The 16,389-nt window shown below is 68.3% G+C and carries 17 protein-coding genes; 12 read left to right on the plus strand and 5 right to left on the minus strand.

The annotated features are described in order from the left end of the window. Positions 1 to 46: 46 nt before the first annotated feature. The gene (locus ACPEH8_RS17510) at positions 47 to 1,414 is read right to left on the minus strand and encodes a helix-turn-helix domain-containing protein (RefSeq protein ID WP_136006680.1); all 1,368 of its coding nucleotides are present in this window, start codon (positions 1,412 to 1,414) and stop codon (positions 47 to 49) included. A gap of 112 nt (positions 1,415 to 1,526) precedes the next feature. Between ACPEH8_RS17510 and ACPEH8_RS17515 the strand changes: the two genes are divergently transcribed. From ACPEH8_RS17515 to mmsB, 5 genes are read left to right on the plus strand one after another with little or no spacing between them, the layout of a single operon-like run. Continuing rightward, positions 1,527 to 3,032 (plus strand): CoA-acylating methylmalonate-semialdehyde dehydrogenase, encoded by a 1,506-nt coding sequence (locus ACPEH8_RS17515; protein WP_017355015.1) that lies wholly within the window; start codon positions 1,527 to 1,529, stop codon positions 3,030 to 3,032. Between the two features lie 19 nt (positions 3,033 to 3,051). Further along, complete coding sequence (locus ACPEH8_RS17520; RefSeq protein ID WP_017355016.1) at positions 3,052 to 4,218, plus strand: acyl-CoA dehydrogenase family protein; 1,167 nt, start codon at positions 3,052 to 3,054, stop codon at positions 4,216 to 4,218. Further along, a complete protein-coding gene (locus tag ACPEH8_RS17525; protein ID WP_423667669.1) occupies positions 4,215 to 5,012 on the plus strand; it encodes an enoyl-CoA hydratase in 798 nt (265 codons plus the stop codon). The genes ACPEH8_RS17520 and ACPEH8_RS17525 overlap by 4 nt, the downstream gene beginning before the upstream one ends. After that, the gene (locus ACPEH8_RS17530) at positions 5,009 to 6,184 is read left to right on the plus strand and encodes an enoyl-CoA hydratase/isomerase family protein (protein WP_423667672.1); all 1,176 of its coding nucleotides are present in this window, start codon (positions 5,009 to 5,011) and stop codon (positions 6,182 to 6,184) included. Before ACPEH8_RS17525 ends, ACPEH8_RS17530 begins: the two co-directional genes overlap by 4 nt. Continuing rightward, positions 6,181 to 7,071 (plus strand): 3-hydroxyisobutyrate dehydrogenase, encoded by an 891-nt coding sequence (mmsB, locus tag ACPEH8_RS17535; RefSeq protein WP_017355019.1) that lies wholly within the window; start codon positions 6,181 to 6,183, stop codon positions 7,069 to 7,071. The genes ACPEH8_RS17530 and mmsB overlap by 4 nt, the downstream gene beginning before the upstream one ends. Before the next feature lie 117 nt (positions 7,072 to 7,188). Here mmsB and ACPEH8_RS17540 read toward each other — a convergent pair whose 3' ends face one another. After that, positions 7,189 to 7,614: an organic hydroperoxide resistance protein gene (locus ACPEH8_RS17540; protein WP_017355020.1), complete on the minus strand. Its 426-nt coding sequence runs from the start codon at positions 7,612 to 7,614 to the stop codon at positions 7,189 to 7,191. Positions 7,615 to 7,725: 111 nt separating this feature from the next. Between ACPEH8_RS17540 and ACPEH8_RS17545 the strand changes: the two genes are divergently transcribed. After that, complete coding sequence (locus ACPEH8_RS17545; RefSeq protein ID WP_262071733.1) at positions 7,726 to 8,565, plus strand: AraC family transcriptional regulator; 840 nt, start codon at positions 7,726 to 7,728, stop codon at positions 8,563 to 8,565. 5 nt (positions 8,566 to 8,570) lie between these two features. Here ACPEH8_RS17545 and ACPEH8_RS17550 read toward each other — a convergent pair whose 3' ends face one another. Beyond that, positions 8,571 to 9,527 carry a cation diffusion facilitator family transporter gene (locus tag ACPEH8_RS17550; protein WP_136006649.1) on the minus strand — a complete coding sequence of 319 codons (957 nt, stop codon included), beginning with the start codon at positions 9,525 to 9,527 and terminating at the stop codon, positions 8,571 to 8,573. Positions 9,528 to 9,709: 182 nt separating this feature from the next. Between ACPEH8_RS17550 and dusA the strand changes: the two genes are divergently transcribed. The 4 genes from dusA to ACPEH8_RS17570 all read left to right on the plus strand — a co-directional run bounded on the left by dusA (position 9,710) and on the right by ACPEH8_RS17570 (position 13,514). Continuing rightward, complete coding sequence (gene dusA, locus ACPEH8_RS17555) at positions 9,710 to 10,726, plus strand: tRNA dihydrouridine(20/20a) synthase DusA (RefSeq protein ID WP_136006651.1); 1,017 nt, start codon at positions 9,710 to 9,712, stop codon at positions 10,724 to 10,726. A 210-nt stretch (positions 10,727 to 10,936) separates the two neighbouring features. Continuing rightward, the gene (locus ACPEH8_RS17560) at positions 10,937 to 11,308 is read left to right on the plus strand and encodes a hypothetical protein (RefSeq protein WP_017355069.1); all 372 of its coding nucleotides are present in this window, start codon (positions 10,937 to 10,939) and stop codon (positions 11,306 to 11,308) included. Positions 11,309 to 11,382: 74 nt separating this feature from the next. Next, positions 11,383 to 12,066, plus strand: coding sequence for a response regulator transcription factor (locus ACPEH8_RS17565; protein ID WP_017355070.1), 684 nt, complete (start codon positions 11,383 to 11,385; stop codon positions 12,064 to 12,066). Between the two features lie 23 nt (positions 12,067 to 12,089). Next, positions 12,090 to 13,514 carry a sensor histidine kinase gene (locus ACPEH8_RS17570; RefSeq protein ID WP_037590856.1) on the plus strand — a complete coding sequence of 475 codons (1,425 nt, stop codon included), beginning with the start codon at positions 12,090 to 12,092 and terminating at the stop codon, positions 13,512 to 13,514. A 15-nt stretch (positions 13,515 to 13,529) separates the two neighbouring features. Here ACPEH8_RS17570 and ACPEH8_RS17575 read toward each other — a convergent pair whose 3' ends face one another. Beyond that, entirely contained in the window at positions 13,530 to 14,312 is a 783-nt protein-coding gene (locus ACPEH8_RS17575; protein WP_287248463.1) for a zinc-dependent peptidase, read from the minus strand. Beyond that, positions 14,279 to 14,554: a hypothetical protein gene (locus ACPEH8_RS17580; RefSeq protein WP_136006653.1), complete on the minus strand. Its 276-nt coding sequence runs from the start codon at positions 14,552 to 14,554 to the stop codon at positions 14,279 to 14,281. The genes ACPEH8_RS17575 and ACPEH8_RS17580 overlap by 34 nt, the downstream gene beginning before the upstream one ends. Before the next feature lie 122 nt (positions 14,555 to 14,676). Here ACPEH8_RS17580 and birA point away from each other — a divergent pair, with 122 nt between their 5' ends. Next, the gene (gene birA / locus ACPEH8_RS17585; RefSeq protein ID WP_423667675.1) at positions 14,677 to 15,657 is read left to right on the plus strand and encodes a bifunctional biotin--[acetyl-CoA-carboxylase] ligase/biotin operon repressor BirA; all 981 of its coding nucleotides are present in this window, start codon (positions 14,677 to 14,679) and stop codon (positions 15,655 to 15,657) included. Then, positions 15,654 to 16,385: a type III pantothenate kinase gene (locus ACPEH8_RS17590; RefSeq protein ID WP_136006657.1), complete on the plus strand. Its 732-nt coding sequence runs from the start codon at positions 15,654 to 15,656 to the stop codon at positions 16,383 to 16,385. Before birA ends, ACPEH8_RS17590 begins: the two co-directional genes overlap by 4 nt. Positions 16,386 to 16,389 lie beyond the last annotated feature (4 nt).

The raw sequence follows: 16,389 nt of genomic DNA on the forward strand, positions 1-16,389 counted from the left end.
GAGAAACCGGCACCCCTACCGGTGCCCAGGTCTCGCACCGGCCGCCTCAGCGCCCGGGCAACTGCGCGAACGCGCGCTGCATGCAGTCCTCGCGCGGGCAGACCCGGCAACCGGGGCCGATCGAGACCGAGTTGCCCGGGCTCTGGATATCCAGCCCGCGCGAATAGATCAACCGCTCGGCATGCTGCAGGTCGCAGCCCAACGCCACCGCGAAGGTCTTGCGCGGCTGCCCGTGCCCGACCGGGCCGCTGCTCACCTGGCGCGCCAGCCAGAAGTGCCGGCGGCCATCGGGCATGCGCGCGGTCTGGGTCAGCACGCGGCCGGGTTGATTGAACGCCTCATACACAATCCACAGCGGACACGAGCCGCCCACCTGCGAGAAGTGGAAGTCGGTGGCGGAATGCCGTTTGGAGACATTGCCGGCGCGGTCCACGCGGATGAAGAAGAAGGGCAGCCCCGGCGCACTGCGCCGCGCCAGCGTGCTCAGGCGGTGGCAGACCGCCTCGAAGCCCACGCCGAAGCGGTGCGCCAGCGCATCGATGTCGTAGGCGCTGTGTTCGGCCGCGCGCAGGAACCGCGCATACGGCATCACCAGCGCTCCGGCGAAGTAGTTGGACATGCCGATCCGAGCCTGCGCGATCTGTTCCGGCTCGCGGAAGCCGGCTCGCGCGATCACCGCATCGATCTGTGCCGCGTACCCCAGCAGGGCCAGTTCGGCCGCCATCTGGAAGGCCTGCTGGCCCGGCTCCAGGTAGTCGGGCAACCACAACGTGCGGCTGCCGCCGTCGTACACGCGCTTCTCGCGCCCGGCCTGCAGCGGCGCCACTTCCACCAGCACCCCGTGCCGGTCGGCCAGCAGCTGGCGCAGGCGCGGCGCCACGTGGCCGGCGACCAGCCCCCATTCGCCGAACAACTGCTCGGCCAGATCGTCCAGTTCGGGAATGTGGTTGTGCATGCGGTTGAAGAAGTCCCGCACCTGATCGCCGGCCGGCAGCGCCTGGCCGGCATGCACGTCACCCAGCTGGAACTCCAGCGCGGCAGCATGCTCGCGAAGCGCCAGGTGACGCCGGTGCAGGTCCAGCAGGGCGCGGCTGATCTGCGGCAGGTTGCCGGCCATCGCGCGCAGCTCGGTGCTGCTCACATCGTCCAGGCCGAGGTCGCGCAGGGTCTCGCCGAGGGCATCCTGCAGCGCGCCCGGCTCATCGACATCGAACAGCTCGCTGACATCGCCCAGCACCGCACGCAGCTTCTGCTGCACGGCCGGGGTCAGGGGTCGCTTGTTGCGCTCGATCTGGTTCAGGTAGCTGGCCGAGAGGCCGAGGGCCCGGGCCAGGTCGATCTGGCTGTAGCCGCGCTGCTCGCGCAGCTTCAGCAGGCGCAGGCCGATCTGGCGGTGTGGAGACTGGCTGTTCACAAGATTCACAAAAATCGTAGCGGGCATTGGCCAGATTAAGCGCATACAGCCCGGAAATCGAGGTTGACCCTGTGAATAATGCCAACAACTTATCGACCCCCCGGGATTGTCCATGACTGTTGCAGCGCCCCGCATCCGTATGTTGATCGATGGCCAGTTCATCGAATCGGCCAGCCCGCACTGGCAGAACGTGGTCAATCCGGCCACCCAGGACGTCCTGGCCCAGGTGCCGTTCGCGACCCCCGGTGAAGTGGACGCCGCCGTCGCTGCGGCCAAGGAAGCCTTCAAGACCTGGCGCAAGACCCCCATCGGCACCCGTGCGCGCATCTTCCTGAAGTACCAGCAGCTCATCCGCGAAAACATGAGCGAGCTGGCCCATATCCTGTCCGCCGAGCAGGGCAAGACCGTGCCGGACGCCGAAGGCGATGTGTTCCGCGGCCTGGAAGTGGTCGAGCACGCCGCTGCGATCGGCAACCTGCAGCTCGGCGAGCTGGCCAACAACGTCGCCAATGGCGTGGACACCTACACCCTGCTGCAGCCGCTCGGCGTGTGCGCCGGCATCACCCCGTTCAACTTCCCGGCGATGATCCCGCTGTGGATGTTCCCGATGGCGATCGCGACCGGCAATACCTTCATTCTGAAGCCGTCCGAGCAGGACCCGATGGTCACCATGCGCCTGGTCGAACTGGCGCTGGAAGCGGGCATTCCCAAGGGCGTGCTCAACGTCGTGCACGGCGGCGAAGACGTGGTCAATGCGATCTGCGACCACCCGGACATCAAGGCCGTCTCCTTTGTCGGTTCCACCCGCGTCGGCACGCACGTGTACAACCGTGCCTCGCTGGCCGGCAAGCGCGTGCAATGCATGATGGGCGCCAAGAACCACGCCGTGGTGCTGCCGGACGCCAACAAGGAACAGAGCCTCAACGCGATGGTCGGTGCCGCCTTTGGCGCGGCGGGCCAGCGCTGCATGGCCGCATCCACCCTGGTGCTGGTCGGCGAGGCGCGCGAGTGGGTGCCTGACCTGGTGGCCAAGGCAAAGACACTGAAGGTGAGCGCCGGCAGCGTGGCCGGGACCGATGTCGGCCCGGTCATCTCCTGCGCCGCCCGCGAGCGCGTGGAAGGCCTGATCGCCTCCGGTGTGGAGCAGGGCGCCAAGCTGGTGCTGGATGGCCGCAACCCGCAGGTGGACGGCTTCGAGAAGGGCAACTTCGTGGGCCCGACCATCTTCGCCGGCGTCACCCCGGGCATGCGCATCTATGACGAGGAAATCTTCGGACCGGTGCTGGTGATCCTCGAAGCGGACACGCTGGAAGACGCCATCGACCTGATCAACGCCAATCCGAACGGCAACGGCACCGCGCTGTTCACCCAGTCCGGCGCGGCCGCACGCAAGTTCCAGGAAGACATCGACGTCGGCCAGGTCGGCATCAACGTGCCGATTCCGGTGCCGGTGCCGCTGTTCTCCTTCACCGGTTCGCGCGCCTCCAAGCTCGGCGACCTGGGCCCGTACGGCAAGCAGGTGGTCATGTTCTACACCCAGACCAAGACCATCACCTCGCGCTGGTTCGATGACGAGACGCTGGGTCACGGCGTCAACACCACCATCAGCCTGAAGTAAGCAACAACGGAGTTCGACCATGAGCCACTCGATGACGACGGAACTCGACGAAGCGCAGCAGGCCTATAGAGAGGCTGCGCGCGACTTCGCCCAGGCCGAACTGGCGCCGCACGCCGCGCGATGGGATGCGGAGGGCATCTTTCCGCGCGAGGCGATCGCCAAGGCAGGGGAACTCGGGTTCTGTGGCCTGTACATGGACCCCGAGGTCGGCGGCAGCGGCTTGAGCCGTCTGGACGCCGCCGTCGTCATCGAGGAGCTCGCCAACGTGGACCCGTCCACCGCGGCCTACATCAGCATCCACAACATGGCCTCGTGGATGGTGTCGACGTGGGGTACCGAAACACTGCGCGCCGCCTGGGGCACCGATCTGTCCTCGGGCAGCAAGCTGGCCTCGTACTGCCTGACCGAGCCGGGTGCCGGGTCGGACGCGGCGTCGCTGAAGACCAGCGCCGTGCGCGAAGGTGAACACTACGTGCTGAACGGCGCCAAGGCCTTCATCTCCGGTGCCGGCGCCACCGAACTGCTGGTGGTGATGGCGCGGACCGGCGGTGCCGGTGCGGGCGGCATCAGCGCGATCGCGGTGCCGGCCGACCTGCCGGGCATCAGCTACGGTCGCAAGGAAGAGAAGATGGGCTGGAACAGCCAGCCCACCCGCGGCATCACCTTCGAGAACGTCCGCGTGCCGGTCAGCCACCTTCTGGGAGAGGAAGGCGGCGGCTTCAAGCTGGCGATGAAGGGCCTGGACGGTGGCCGCATCAACATCGCCGCCTGTTCGCTGGGTGCCGCCCAGGGCGCGCTGGACGCGGCCCGCCGCTACATGGGCGAGCGCCGCCAGTTCGGCAAGGCGCTGGCCGACTTCCAGGCGCTGCAGTTCAAGCTGGCCGACATGGCCACCCAGCTCGTGGCCGCGCGGCAGATGGTGCATACCGCCGCGCGCAAGCTCGATGCCGGTGCCAGCGATGCCAATGTGTGGTGTGCGATGGCCAAGCGCTTCGCCACCGATGCCGGCTTCAACGTCTGCAACGATGCGCTGCAGATCCACGGCGGTTATGGCTACATCCGCGAATACCCGATCGAACGGCTGCTCCGCGATTGCCGCGTGCACCAGATCCTGGAGGGCACCAACGAGATCATGCGCGTGATCGTGGCCCGCCACCTGCTCAACACCGAAGAGGAACTGCGATGATGGATTGGCGCACGCACGAACACACCGGCCTGAAGGTCGAGGCCGATGGCCACGTCGCGGTGGTGACGCTGGACAACCCGCCGGCCCACACCTGGACCGTGCACAGTCTGTCCGCCCTGCGCGACCTGGTCGGTGCGCTCAATGCCGACAAGGGCATCTACGCGCTGGTGATCACCGGGGGAGGCGAAAAGTTCTTCTCCGCCGGGGCCGATCTCAAGCAGTTCGCCTCCGGCGACAAGGGCGCCGCGCGCGAAGCGGCACGCCGATTCGGCGAAGCCTTCGAGGCCCTGTCCGGCTTCCGTGGCGTCTCCATCGCGGCCATCAACGGCTATGCGATGGGCGGCGGCCTGGAATGTGCGCTCGCCTGCGACCTGCGCATCATCGAGGACCATGCCCAGGTGGCGCTGCCGGAGGCGACCGTCGGCCTGCTGCCGTGCGCCGGTGGCACGCAGAACCTACCGCGTCTGGTGGGCGAAGGCTGGGCCAAGCGGATGATCCTGCTCGGCGAACGCATCGATGCCGACACCGCCGTGCGCATCGGCCTGGCCGAAGAGAAGGTCGGCAAGGGCGAAGCGCTCGCACTGGCACTGGACTGGGCGCGCAAGGCCGGCAAGCAGAGCCCGACCAGCATCGCCGCGTGCAAGGCGCTGGTGCAGGCCACCCGCACCGGCACCCATGCCGCCGCCCTGGTGGCCGAACGCGAAGCGTTCGTCGACCTGTTTGACAGCGCCGACCAGGTCGAGGGCGTCAGCGCCTTCCTGGAGAAGCGCAGCGCGCAGTGGAAGAACGCATGAGCACGGTCGCCGCCAGCGAAGACGCACCGGTGCTGTTCGAGGAACGCACCGCCGCCAACGGCATGCGCATCGGCATCGCCACGCTCAACGCCGCGCGCACGCTCAACGGCTTTTCGCTGCCGATGGCACACCTGCTGGGCGCGCGCCTGCAGGCCTGGGCCGACGACGACGGCATCGCCCTGGTGGTGCTGCAGGGCGCAGGCGAGAAGGCCTTCTGCGCCGGCGGTGACCTGCACAGCCTGTACCGCAGCATGGTGGAGTACCGCCAGGCGGGCCGCAGCGACATCCGCGACAACACGTATGCCGCCGAATTCTTCGACGTCGAGTACCGCGTCGACTACGCCATCCACACCTTCCCCAAGCCGATCCTGTGCTGGGGCCACGGCATCGTGATGGGCGGTGGCATCGGCCTGATGTCCGGCGCCAGCCATCGCGTGGTCAGCGAGCGCTCGAAACTGGCGTTCCCGGAGATCACCGTCGGTCTGTTCCCCGACGTGGGCGGCAGCTGGCTGCTGCCGCGCGTGCCGGGCAAGGGTGGTCTGTTCCTGGCCCTTACCGGCGCGCCGCTCAATGCCGGCGATGCGATCTACGCCGGCCTGGCCGACATCCACGTGCCGGACGCGCAGCGCGAAGCGGTGTTCACCGCGCTGCTCGGCGTGCACTGGAGCGAGGAGGCCAAGCGCAACCACGAGCAGCTCAGCGCCCTGTTGCAGCAGCACGCCACCGACGCGGCCACCGGCCCGCTGCTGCGCCATGCCGCCACCCTCGACGCGCTCTGTGCCGGCGACGATCTGGCCACCATCGTGGACGCGATCATCGCGCTGGAAACCGACGATCCCTGGTTGCAGGCCGCCCAGGCCACGCTCGCCGCCGGTGCACCCGGCTCGGCGCGGTTGGCCTTCGAGCTGCAGCGCCGCACTGCCGGCGCATCGCTGGCCGACGTCTACCGCCTGGAGTACATCGCCGCGCTGCACAGCGCCGCCCACGGCGACTTCGCCGAAGGCATCCGCGCGCTGTTGATCGACAAGGACCGCACCCCGCACTGGCAGCCGGCCACCCTGGCCGAGGCCACGGCGGCGTGGGCCCACACCTTCTTCGTTTCGCCCTGGTCCGACGCCACGCACCCGCTGGCCGACCTCGGTGTCACTGACCCTGAAAGGAGCCTCGCATGAGCCGTATCGCATTTATTGGGCTGGGCAACATGGGTGGCCCGATGGCCGCCAACCTGGCCAAGGCCGGCCACGCGGTGCGCGTGTTCGACCTGGTGCCCGCCGCCGTGCAGGCCGCGGTCGATGCCGGTGCCACCGCCGCCCACTCTGCACTGGACACCCTGACCGATGCCGAGATCGTGATCTCGATGCTGCCGGCCAGCCGCCACGTCGAAGGCGTGTACCTGGGCGAGGACGGTCTGCTGGCCGATATTCCCGGCGGCGCACTGCTGATCGACTGCAGCACCATTGCCCCGGCCACCGCACGCAAGGTTGCCGAAGCGGCCGCTGCACGTGGTCTGCAGATGCTCGACGCACCGGTCTCCGGCGGCACCGCCGGTGCACAGGCCGGCACCCTGACCTTCATCGTCGGTGGCGATGCCGAGGCGCTCGAGCGCGCCCGCCCGATCCTGCAGGCAATGGGCAAGAACATCTTCCATGTCGGCGCCAGCGGCGCCGGCCAGGTCGCCAAGCTGTGCAACAACATGGCGCTGGGCGTGATCATGGCGGTCACCGGCGAATCCATCGCACTGGGCGTGGCGCACGGTCTGGATCCGAAGGTGTTGTCGCAGATGATGGCGGTCAGCACCGGCCGCAGCTGGGCCACCGAAGTGTGCAACCCGTGGCCGGGTGTGCTGGAGAATGCGCCGGCCTCGCGCGGCTACAGCGGCGGCTTCGGCAGCGACCTGATGCTCAAGGACATGGGCCTGGCGGTGGAAGCGGCCATGAGCGTGGGCGCCTCGATTCCACTCGGCGAGCTCGCGCGCAACCTGTATTCGATGAACCACCAGGCCGGTCGCGGCAAGCTGGATTTCTCCAGCGTCGTGCAGGTGATCGCAAACGAAACGTAACACCAGCACCACGCTCAGACGCATCCCCGGGGTTCACCCTGGGGATCCACCGCGGTGGGATGGGCGGTTGCCAGGCGGTCGAGCCAGGCAGCCGCCCATTTTTTTGCCCGATCCTGCTTACGCGACCGTCAGCGTTACATCGATGTTGCCGCGGGTGGCGTTGGAGTACGGGCACACGATGTGCGCCTTCTGCACCAGTTCCTCCACCTGCTCGCGCGGCAGGCCCGGCACCGAGATCTCCAGCGCGACTTCAATACCGAAGCCGGTCGGAATCTGGCCGATGCCCACCTTGCCGGTGATGGCGGTCTCTGCCGGCAGCGCAACCTTGGCCTGGCCGGCCACGTACTTCAGCGCGCCCAGGAAGCAGGCCGAGTAGCCGGCGGCGAACAGCTGTTCCGGGTTGGTGCCCGGACCGCCCGCGCCGCCCAGCTCGCGCGGGGTGGACAGCTGCACGTCCAGCACGTTGTCGGACGAGGTGGCGTGGCCTTCGCGGCCGCCGGTGGCGGTGGCGGTGGCGGTGTACAGAACGTTTGCGATGGACATGGAATTCTCCTGGGGTGTGAAGGGATGGCACGGGTAGGTGAGACGTACTGTGCGCCACTGGGCTGTACGTGTGGCAACATTTCGTCCAGGAAACTTGATCTGGAGTCCAGAATGGTCGATCGCCTGCAATCCCTGCTTGGCCGCTTCGCGGTCAGTGCCGAGGTCTTCCATGCCGGCCCGCTGTGCGGCATCAACCACTTGGCTGCCGACGGCGAGCGTGGCCAGCTGCACCTCATCCGCGACGGGACGGTACGGGTGGAACATGACGATGGCAGTGTGCTGCAGATCGACCAGCCCAGCGTGCTGCTCTACCCGCGTCCGCTGGCCCACCGCTTCATCACGGACGCGCAGCGCGGCGCCGATTTCGCCTGTGCGCATCTGCAGTTCGAAGGGGCCGGCAACAACCCGGTGGCCGCCGCGCTGCCCGCAGTGATCTGTCTGCCGCTGGATGCCCTGTACGGGGGCCATCCTGTGCTGTCGCTGCTGTTCGAGGAAGCCTTCGCCCAGCGCTGCGGCCGCCAGGCGCTGCTGGATCGCCTGTTTGAAGTGGTGCTGATCCAGATCCTGCGCGCGCTGATGGAAAGCGGTCAGCTACGCGTCGGCCTGCTCGCCGGCATGGCCCACCCGCGCCTGCGCCACGCGCTGGTGGCCATGCACGAAGCGCCGGCCGAGGAGTGGACGCTGGAATCGCTGGCGCAGCGTGCCGGCATGTCGCGCAGCGCCTTCGCCGAGAGCTTCCGCGACACCATCGGCAGCACGCCGGGCCAGTACCTGCAGGGCTGGCGCACGCGGCTGGTGCAGCAGGCGCTGCGCAGGGGGCAACCGCTCAAGCGCATCGCCATCGATGTGGGCTACGGCAGCGAAGCGGCACTGTCGCGCGCATTCAAAGCGCAGACCGGGCAATCGCCGCGGCAGTGGAAGCAGGTGGGCGCGGCAGCACGCGCGCCCTGACGCCCTCAGATCGCCCACTCCCGATCCGTCGTGAACATGATCGTCAGCCAGCGGTCCGTCGATTCCTCGCCCAGCGCCTCGCCGATCTCGTCGCGCAGGCGGTCCCATTCCAGCAGCGCACGCGGCGGGTCATCGGCGCGCACCACGAAGAACAGCTCGATCTGCTCGCCACGCCCGACCTTGGCCACATAGCTGCGGTACTCGAGGAAGCCGTGCCTGGCGACGATGGCACGCGCCACCTCGTCCACGTGCGCCTGCAGGTCCACCGGGGTGATCAGCAGGATGTCCGACAGCGCCTGCCGCACCGTGCCGAGCGGGGCGACCATGACGAACAGGCACACCACCAGCAGGATCGCCGGATCGATGTAGGGCACCAGCCATGCCCAGCGCGTATCGCCCATCAGCCAGCCGCCGATGAAGGCGACCAGATAGGCGGCCGACATGCTGGCCGACACCCCCCAGTTCTTGCCATCCAGCGCGATGAACTCCGAGCCGATGCCGCGGTTGGCACGGCGCACGAACAGGGCCAGCCCGATCTCGGCGATGATCGACAGCACCGCGAACAGGATCGCCGGGCCCAATGCGATCGCGCGCCCCCCGGACATCAATGCGTCCACCGCGTTGACCGCCGCATACAGGGCCGCGCCGATCATCAGCGTGCCACTGACCCCGAGCACGATCGGCTCCAGGTGCCAGAAGCCCATCGTGAAGCGCTGGTTGAGGCGCGATTGCAATGCATCCACCTGGGTCGACAGGCTGATCAGCCGCACCACCAGCAACGACAGCCAGGTCATCACCACGTCGATCAGGCCGTAGATGCCGTCGAAGATGATCAGCGAGGAGTTGGCCAGGAACCCGAACACCACCGCCGCGACCGCCATCGCCAGCGACGCGGCGATGGACAGGCGCAGCACACCTTGTTCGGTGGCAGGGTCGAAACCGGACAGGAGGGGGCTGCGCATCGCAGGCCTTGCAGAAAGACAGAGCGCAATTGTGCGCTGTTCCGATTGCAGCCGTGAATCGCGATGCGCTGTTGCCGTTGCGGCACACGGCGCTCGGGGCTGCCCTCGGGCAGCGTTCATGGCAAGCGGGTAAACTGTTGATTGCGCTGGCATTGCCAGCAGATCCCGATGCCTGCCCGCCCATGACCCAGCCTGCCTCCGACGCTGCGGCGCGTTACACCGCCTCCCTGCGCCTGTCCGTCGCCCCGATGATGGACTGGACGGACCGTCATTGCCGGTATTTCCACCGGTTGCTGGCCCCGGGTGCGCGGCTGTACACCGAAATGGTGCATGCCAATGCGGTGATCCACGGCGACCGCGAGCGCCTGCTGGGCTTCGATGGCAGCGAGCATCCGCTGGCCCTGCAGCTCGGCGGCAGCGATCCGGCGCTGCTGGCGCAGGCCGCGCGCATCGCCCAGGAGTGGGGCTATGACGAGGTCAACCTCAACTGTGGCTGCCCGTCCGACCGCGTCCAGGCCGGGCGCTTCGGTGCCTGCCTGATGCGCGAACCGACGCTGGTGGCCGAGTGCGTGGCGGCGATGGTCGCGGCGGTCGACATCCCGGTCACGGTGAAGTGCCGGCTCGGCGTTGATGAAGACAACGACTACGAAATCTTCCGCAACTTCGTCGATCAGTCGGCCAACGCGGGAAGTGCGATGTTCATCGTGCACGCCCGCAACGCCTGGCTGAAGGGCCTGTCGCCGAAGGAGAACCGCGAAGTACCGCCGCTCCGCTACGAGTGGGCGCACCGCCTGAAGGCCGAGCGGCCGCAGCTGGCCATCGTCCTCAACGGCGGCTTGGCCACGGTCGAGGCGGCGCAGGCGCAGCTGCCCGCGCTGGACGGGGTGATGCTGGGCCGGGCGGCCTACCACGACCCCTACGTGCTGCACCGGCTGGAGGCCGCGCAGACCGGCGCGCCGCTGCAGTCCCGCGAGACCCTGCTGCGCGGGATGCGGCCGTACATCGAGGCGCGGTTGGCCGATGGCCTGGCGCTCAAGCACATCACCCGCCACCTGCTCGGGCTGTTCCACGGCCAGCCGGGTGGCCGCGCGTTCCGCCAGATCCTCAGCGAGGGCGCTCACCGCGCCGGCGCCGACTGGTGCCTGATCGAGCAGGCGCTGGCCGTGACCCGGGCGCAGGCGGAACGCGTCGCTGCGTGAGTTGCGACGCCGTCTTGCCTTGACAAGGCACACGCTTTGTCGCCAATGTTCACCTAGATGAACGTACGGGCGCCCCCGCCGGAAAAGTTCAGACCGGATTCACCGCGTAAAACCAAGAATTTGCAAAGGATTCGTAAATCGCCGGCACGCCGGGCGGTTTCGGATTTACAACTTTTGAACGTTTTGCCGCCGTCCGCTAGGATCAGACCGATGTACTCCGTGACCCGCCATCGCCGTCTTGCCGTCCTCGCCCTCCTGGCACTGGGCGCTGCTGCCTCCACCGGCACGGTCCTGGCGCAGGACATCCCGCCGCCGGACGCCGTCCGGGGCGACATGGCGCGGGCTGCGCGTGGCGGGGCGCAGGAGCGTTCGCTGTCCGATGCGGTGCGTCGGGTCCAGCGGACCACCGGGGGCCACATCCTCGGCGCCGAGCGTGTCCCGTTCGACGGTCGCGACATCAACCGGGTCAAGTACATGGACGACCGCGGACGGGTCCGCTACATGGACGACCCGGCGCCGGCGCGTTCACAGCCCCGCACGCCGCGCTCGGATATGTCATCACTACGCGGCGATAACCCCTGAACAGGGATAGTTGTCCGCAGTCATCTGCATTACCCACTGGCCCCCGGCCATACCCAGGACACTAGGGAGAGTTCATGCGTATCCTTCTGGTCGAAGACGAAGCCCCGCTGCGGGAAACCCTGGCAGCCCGGCTCAAGCGCGAAGGCTTTGCCGTCGATGCTGCGCAGGACGGTGAGGAAGGTCTGTACATGGGCCGCGAAGTGCCGTTCGATGTCGGCATCATCGATCTGGGCCTGCCCAAGATGTCGGGCATGGAACTGATCAAGGCGCTGCGCGATGAGGGCAAGAAATTCCCCGTGCTCATCCTGACCGCGCGTTCGAGCTGGCAGGACAAGGTCGAGGGCCTCAAGCAGGGCGCCGACGATTACCTGGTCAAGCCGTTCCATGTCGAAGAGCTGCTGGCCCGCGTCAACGCGCTGCTGCGCCGCGCCGCTGGCTGGAGCAAGCCCACGCTCGAATGTGGTCCGGTCGCGCTTGATCTGGCCGCACAGACGGTCAGCGTCGGTGGCAGCAACGTGGACCTCACCAGCTACGAGTACAAGGTGCTCGAATACCTGATGATGCATGCCGGTGAACTGGTCTCCAAGGCCGACCTCACCGAACACATCTACCAGCAGGATTTCGATCGCGATTCGAACGTGCTGGAAGTGTTCATTGGCCGCCTGCGCAAGAAGCTCGATGCGGACGGTGAGCTCAAGCCGATCGAAACCGTGCGTGGTCGCGGGTATCGTTTCGCGATTCCGCGCAACGAGGGCTGAGTCGACACTCTGGCGATAGCATGATGTCCGGCCGTCTGTGGTTCTTCAAACGCTGGCGGCCGCGCTCATTGCAGGCGCGCCAGATGCTGGCGGCCTCCGTGGGTCTGGTCGCCTTCCTGGCGACCGCCGGCTACTCGCTGGACGCGGCCTTCGCCGATACCGCGCGCGCCAATCTGCGCGAGCGGTTGAAAAACTACGCCACCGCGTACGCGGCCGGCATTGATTTCACCCGAGACCGCTCGCTGTACATCCGCGAGCAGCCACCGGATCCCCGTTTCGACGTGCCCGGCAGCGGTCTGTACCTGCAGGTGGTGATGCCTGACGGCAAAGGCAATTCGATGTCGGCCGAAGGGCCGATGCTGCCCACCGTGGGCGGCGGCCTCCTCGCGCCGCGCCAGGAAGTGTTCGAAGGTCCGTTGCCGATGATCCAGATCGACGGCAGCGAAGGCTCGGTGTACCGCTACGGCATGGGCCTGGTGTGGGATGCCGACGCCGATCCGGCCACCGAATTCCCGTACACCATCTACGTAATGGAGGACTCGCGTGCGCTCGGTGCGCAGCTGCGCGTGTTCCGCGGGCGCGTGTGGTTCTACCTGGGTGGCGCGGGCCTGATCCTGCTGCTGCTGCAGACGGTGATCCTGCAATGGAGCCTGCGCCCGATGCGGCGCGTGATCACCGAGCTGACCAAGGTCCAGCGCGGCGAGACCGAGCGCATGAGCGAGCGCCACCCGCGCGAGCTGGAACCGCTGACCGACAGCATCAACGCCTTCATCGAAAGCGAGCGCGAGAACCTGGAGCGCCAGCGCAACACCCTGGCCGATCTCGCGCACAGCCTGAAAACGCCGCTGGCCGTGCTGCGTACGCAGCTGGACAGCGGTGCCCAGGACCAGGACCTGCGGGAGGAGTTCGACGTCCAGCTGCGGCGCATGAACAACCTGGTGTCCTACCAGTTGGCGCGCGCCGCATCGTCGGGCCACAAGCTGTTCTCCGCGCCGCTGCCGATCGAATCCAACGCCGAGGAGATCGTGCGTGGCCTGGAAAAGGTCTACGCCGCCAAGGGCGTGCTGTGCGAGTTCGACATCGATGCGGCCGCGCGTTTCCACGGTGAACCCGGCGACCTGCAGGAACTGCTCGGCAACCTGCTGGAGAATGCCTTCAAGTGGGCCAAGCGGCGCGTGCTGCTCAGCGCCCATCCGCTGCCGGCACCGGGTGCCCGCCGCGCAGGCCTGGTGCTGTCGGTGGACGACGACGGCCCGGGCATCGCCCCGGAAGACATCGCCAAGGTGCTCCAGCGGGGCGTACGCGGCGACGAGCGCGTGCAGGGCCACGGTATCGGCCTGTCGATCGTGCAGGACCTGATCAAGGACTATCGCGGCGAACTGCAGGTTCTGCGCTCGCCGGAACTGGGTGGCGCACGATTCGAAGTGAAGCTGCCGCCCGGCCCCTGAGGCAGGGATGCGCTGTCACATCGCCGGCGGCGCACCGTAGAAGCGCCGCAGATGCGCGGCCACCTCCGGCATCTCCCTGTCCAGCAGGGCGGGTGCGGAGAAGTGGTATTCGGTGGCCACCGCGAAGAATTCTTCGGGCGCCTCCGAGGCATACGGGTCGATCGCGGTATGCCGGCCCCGGTCCACCTGCTCGCAGAAGCCGTCGTACGCCCGCTGGAAGTCGGCGGCCCACTGTTTCTGCCAGGCGCGCGGCAACGGCGGCGTGCCGTCGATCGCACCATCCAGCGCGTCGATCTTGTGCGCCATTTCGTGCACCGCCACGCAGTAGCCGGCGTGCGGGTCGGCGATATCGGCCTGGATGTCGGCCCACGACAGAATCAGCGGACCGCTGTCCCAGGATTCGCCGATCAGTTCGTCATCCCATTCGTGCAGTACCCCGGCCGCATCGACATGGCTGCGCTGCACGCGGAACGCGTCCGGGTAAATGATCAGCTGCGACCAGCCGCGCAACCCGACCTCGCCCAACTCCAGCAGCGGCAGGCAGCACAGCGCGGCCAGCAGCACACCATCGCCTTCGTCCAGCTGCAGGCCCGCCACCGGGCTGATCGTCTTCTCGTGCAGGAAGCGCGCGCTGAGCACGCGCAGGCGCTCGCAGCGCGCCGGGTCCAGGCCACGCAGCCACGGGCCACGCTGGCAGCTCTGCTGCCACAAAGACGGATCGATCTCGCGCGGCGTACGCCGCAGCCAACCCCACATACGTTCGATCAGCGGAACATGCCCGGCAGGAAGCTGTGCCACTTCGGTGCGCGCAGGCGTGGCAGCACATCGTCATCGCCACCCCCGCCGGTGCTGCCGGTGCCACTGGCGCTGGGCTTGACCGCCGCCGGTGCGCTGGCGCTGGTCGGGGTGGACGGCGGCGCACGTTCGGCATCGCTGGCGGAATAGACGCAGCCACCCCGCGCCTGGCCGGCGATCGCTTCGGAAGCGTGCGCGGCCAAGGGGGCCATCAGCAGGATCAGGCAATGGGCGAACGGGCGCATCGTCAACATCCAGAACGGGTGAACAGGTCAGTTCCCGATTCTAGCCCGATTCAGCGCCGGTATTGAAAGGCCCCCGCGGGCGCTGGGGGCGGGTTTCCCGCATAATTTTGTCCAGTAATCCGATGGAAGCTGCCGTGGACGACCGCCAACTGCTGGCCAAACTGGGAGCCGGGCGCCTGTCCGGGGACGCCCTGGCGCGTGAGCTGGGTCAGACGCGTGCCGCCATTTGGAAGCGGATTCAAGGACTTAGGTCGGCCGGGATCGCGATTGAAGGGCGCGCCGGCGACGGATACCAGTTGCAGCAGCCGCTGGATCTGCTCGACGCGGACACCCTCCGTGCGGCGCTGCCGGCGGCGGTCCTTCCGCTGCTTGCCTCCCTGGACATCGCCTGGAGCGTGGGCTCCACCAACACCGAATTGCTGCGCTGCAACGCGCCGGCGCGCGGCACGGCCGTGCTCTTGGCCGAGCGCCAGACCGGCGGCCGTGGGCGGCGTGGCCGCGAATGGACCTCGCCCCTGGCCGCGCATGTGTACCTGTCGGTACTGCGCGGCTTTGCCGGCGGCCTGTCGCGGCTGGGGGGCCTGAGCCTGGTGGCCGGCGTGGCAGTGGCCGAGGCGCTGCGCGCGCAGGGCATCGCCGGGGTCACGCTGAAGTGGCCCAATGATCTGGTTGTCGAGGGCCGCAAGCTCGGCGGTCTGCTGGTGGAAGGTGGCGGTGAATTCGCCGGCCCGGCGCGGGCGGTGATCGGCCTGGGCGTCAACGTGCGCATGCCGGCGGACCACGGGGCGCAGATCACCCAGCCGTGGACCGACCTGGCGACACTGGCCGGCGCGCAGGGCGTGGCGCGCAACGCGCTGGTCGCGGCGATCCTGGCGTCGCTCCTGCCGGCGCTGGAGGCGTTCGATGCCGATGGCCTGGCCCCGTTCCTGCCGCGCTATGCCGCCCTGGACGGGCTGGCCGGGCGCGCAGTGCGGGTCGAGGAGGGCGGCCAGTGGATCGAGGGCCACGCACTGGGCCTGGCCGACGATGGTGCACTGCGGGTGCGCACCGCGCAGGGCGAGCGCGTGTTCCATGCCGGCGAAGTCAGCGTGAGGATGCAATGAGCGACTGGTTGTTCGACCTGGGCAATTCCCGTTTCAAGTTCGCCCCGCTGCAGGGCGTGCGTGCCGGTGATGTGCAGGCCTGGCCGCATGGCGCCGAGGCGATGCCGGCCGATGCGTTGCAGGCGCTGCCGCAGGGCGACGTGGCCTATGTGGCCAGCGTTGCCGCACCCGCCTTGACCCGCAGCATGCTCGAGGTGTTGCAGGCCCGCTTCGCCCAGGTGCGGGTCGTGCGTACCGAGGCGCAGTGCGCCGGTGTGCGCGTTGCGTATGCCGATCCGACAAAATTCGGCGTGGATCGCTTCCTGGCGCTGCTGGCCGTGGCCGGGCGTGGCGAGGCCGTGGTGGTCGCCGGGGTGGGTACCGCGTTGACGATCGACCTGCTCGACGCCGATGGCCTGCACCACGGCGGGCGTATCGCGGCGTCGCCGACCACGATGCGCGAGGCGCTGCATGCGCGTGCGGTGCAGTTGCCCGCCAGCGGGGGCGCATACCATGCGTTCGCCACCGATACCGCCGACGCGCTGGCCTCCGGCTGCGATGGTGCAGCCGTGGCACTGATCGAGCGCAGCCGCACCGACGCGGCCGCGCTGCTCGGCCGCCTGCCCGCGCTGCTGGTTCACGGTGGCGGCGCACCGGCGCTGATGCCGCTGCTCGGCGATGCGCAGTTCCAGCCGGCGCTGGTGCTTGATGGCCTGGCCCGCTGGGCCGTGCACCACGCGCCACGCTGACCCG

Source organism: Stenotrophomonas sp. NPDC077461 (assembly GCF_049545475.1).
In the GTDB taxonomy this organism is placed as follows: Bacteria; Pseudomonadota; Gammaproteobacteria; order Xanthomonadales; family Xanthomonadaceae; genus Stenotrophomonas; species Stenotrophomonas nematodicola.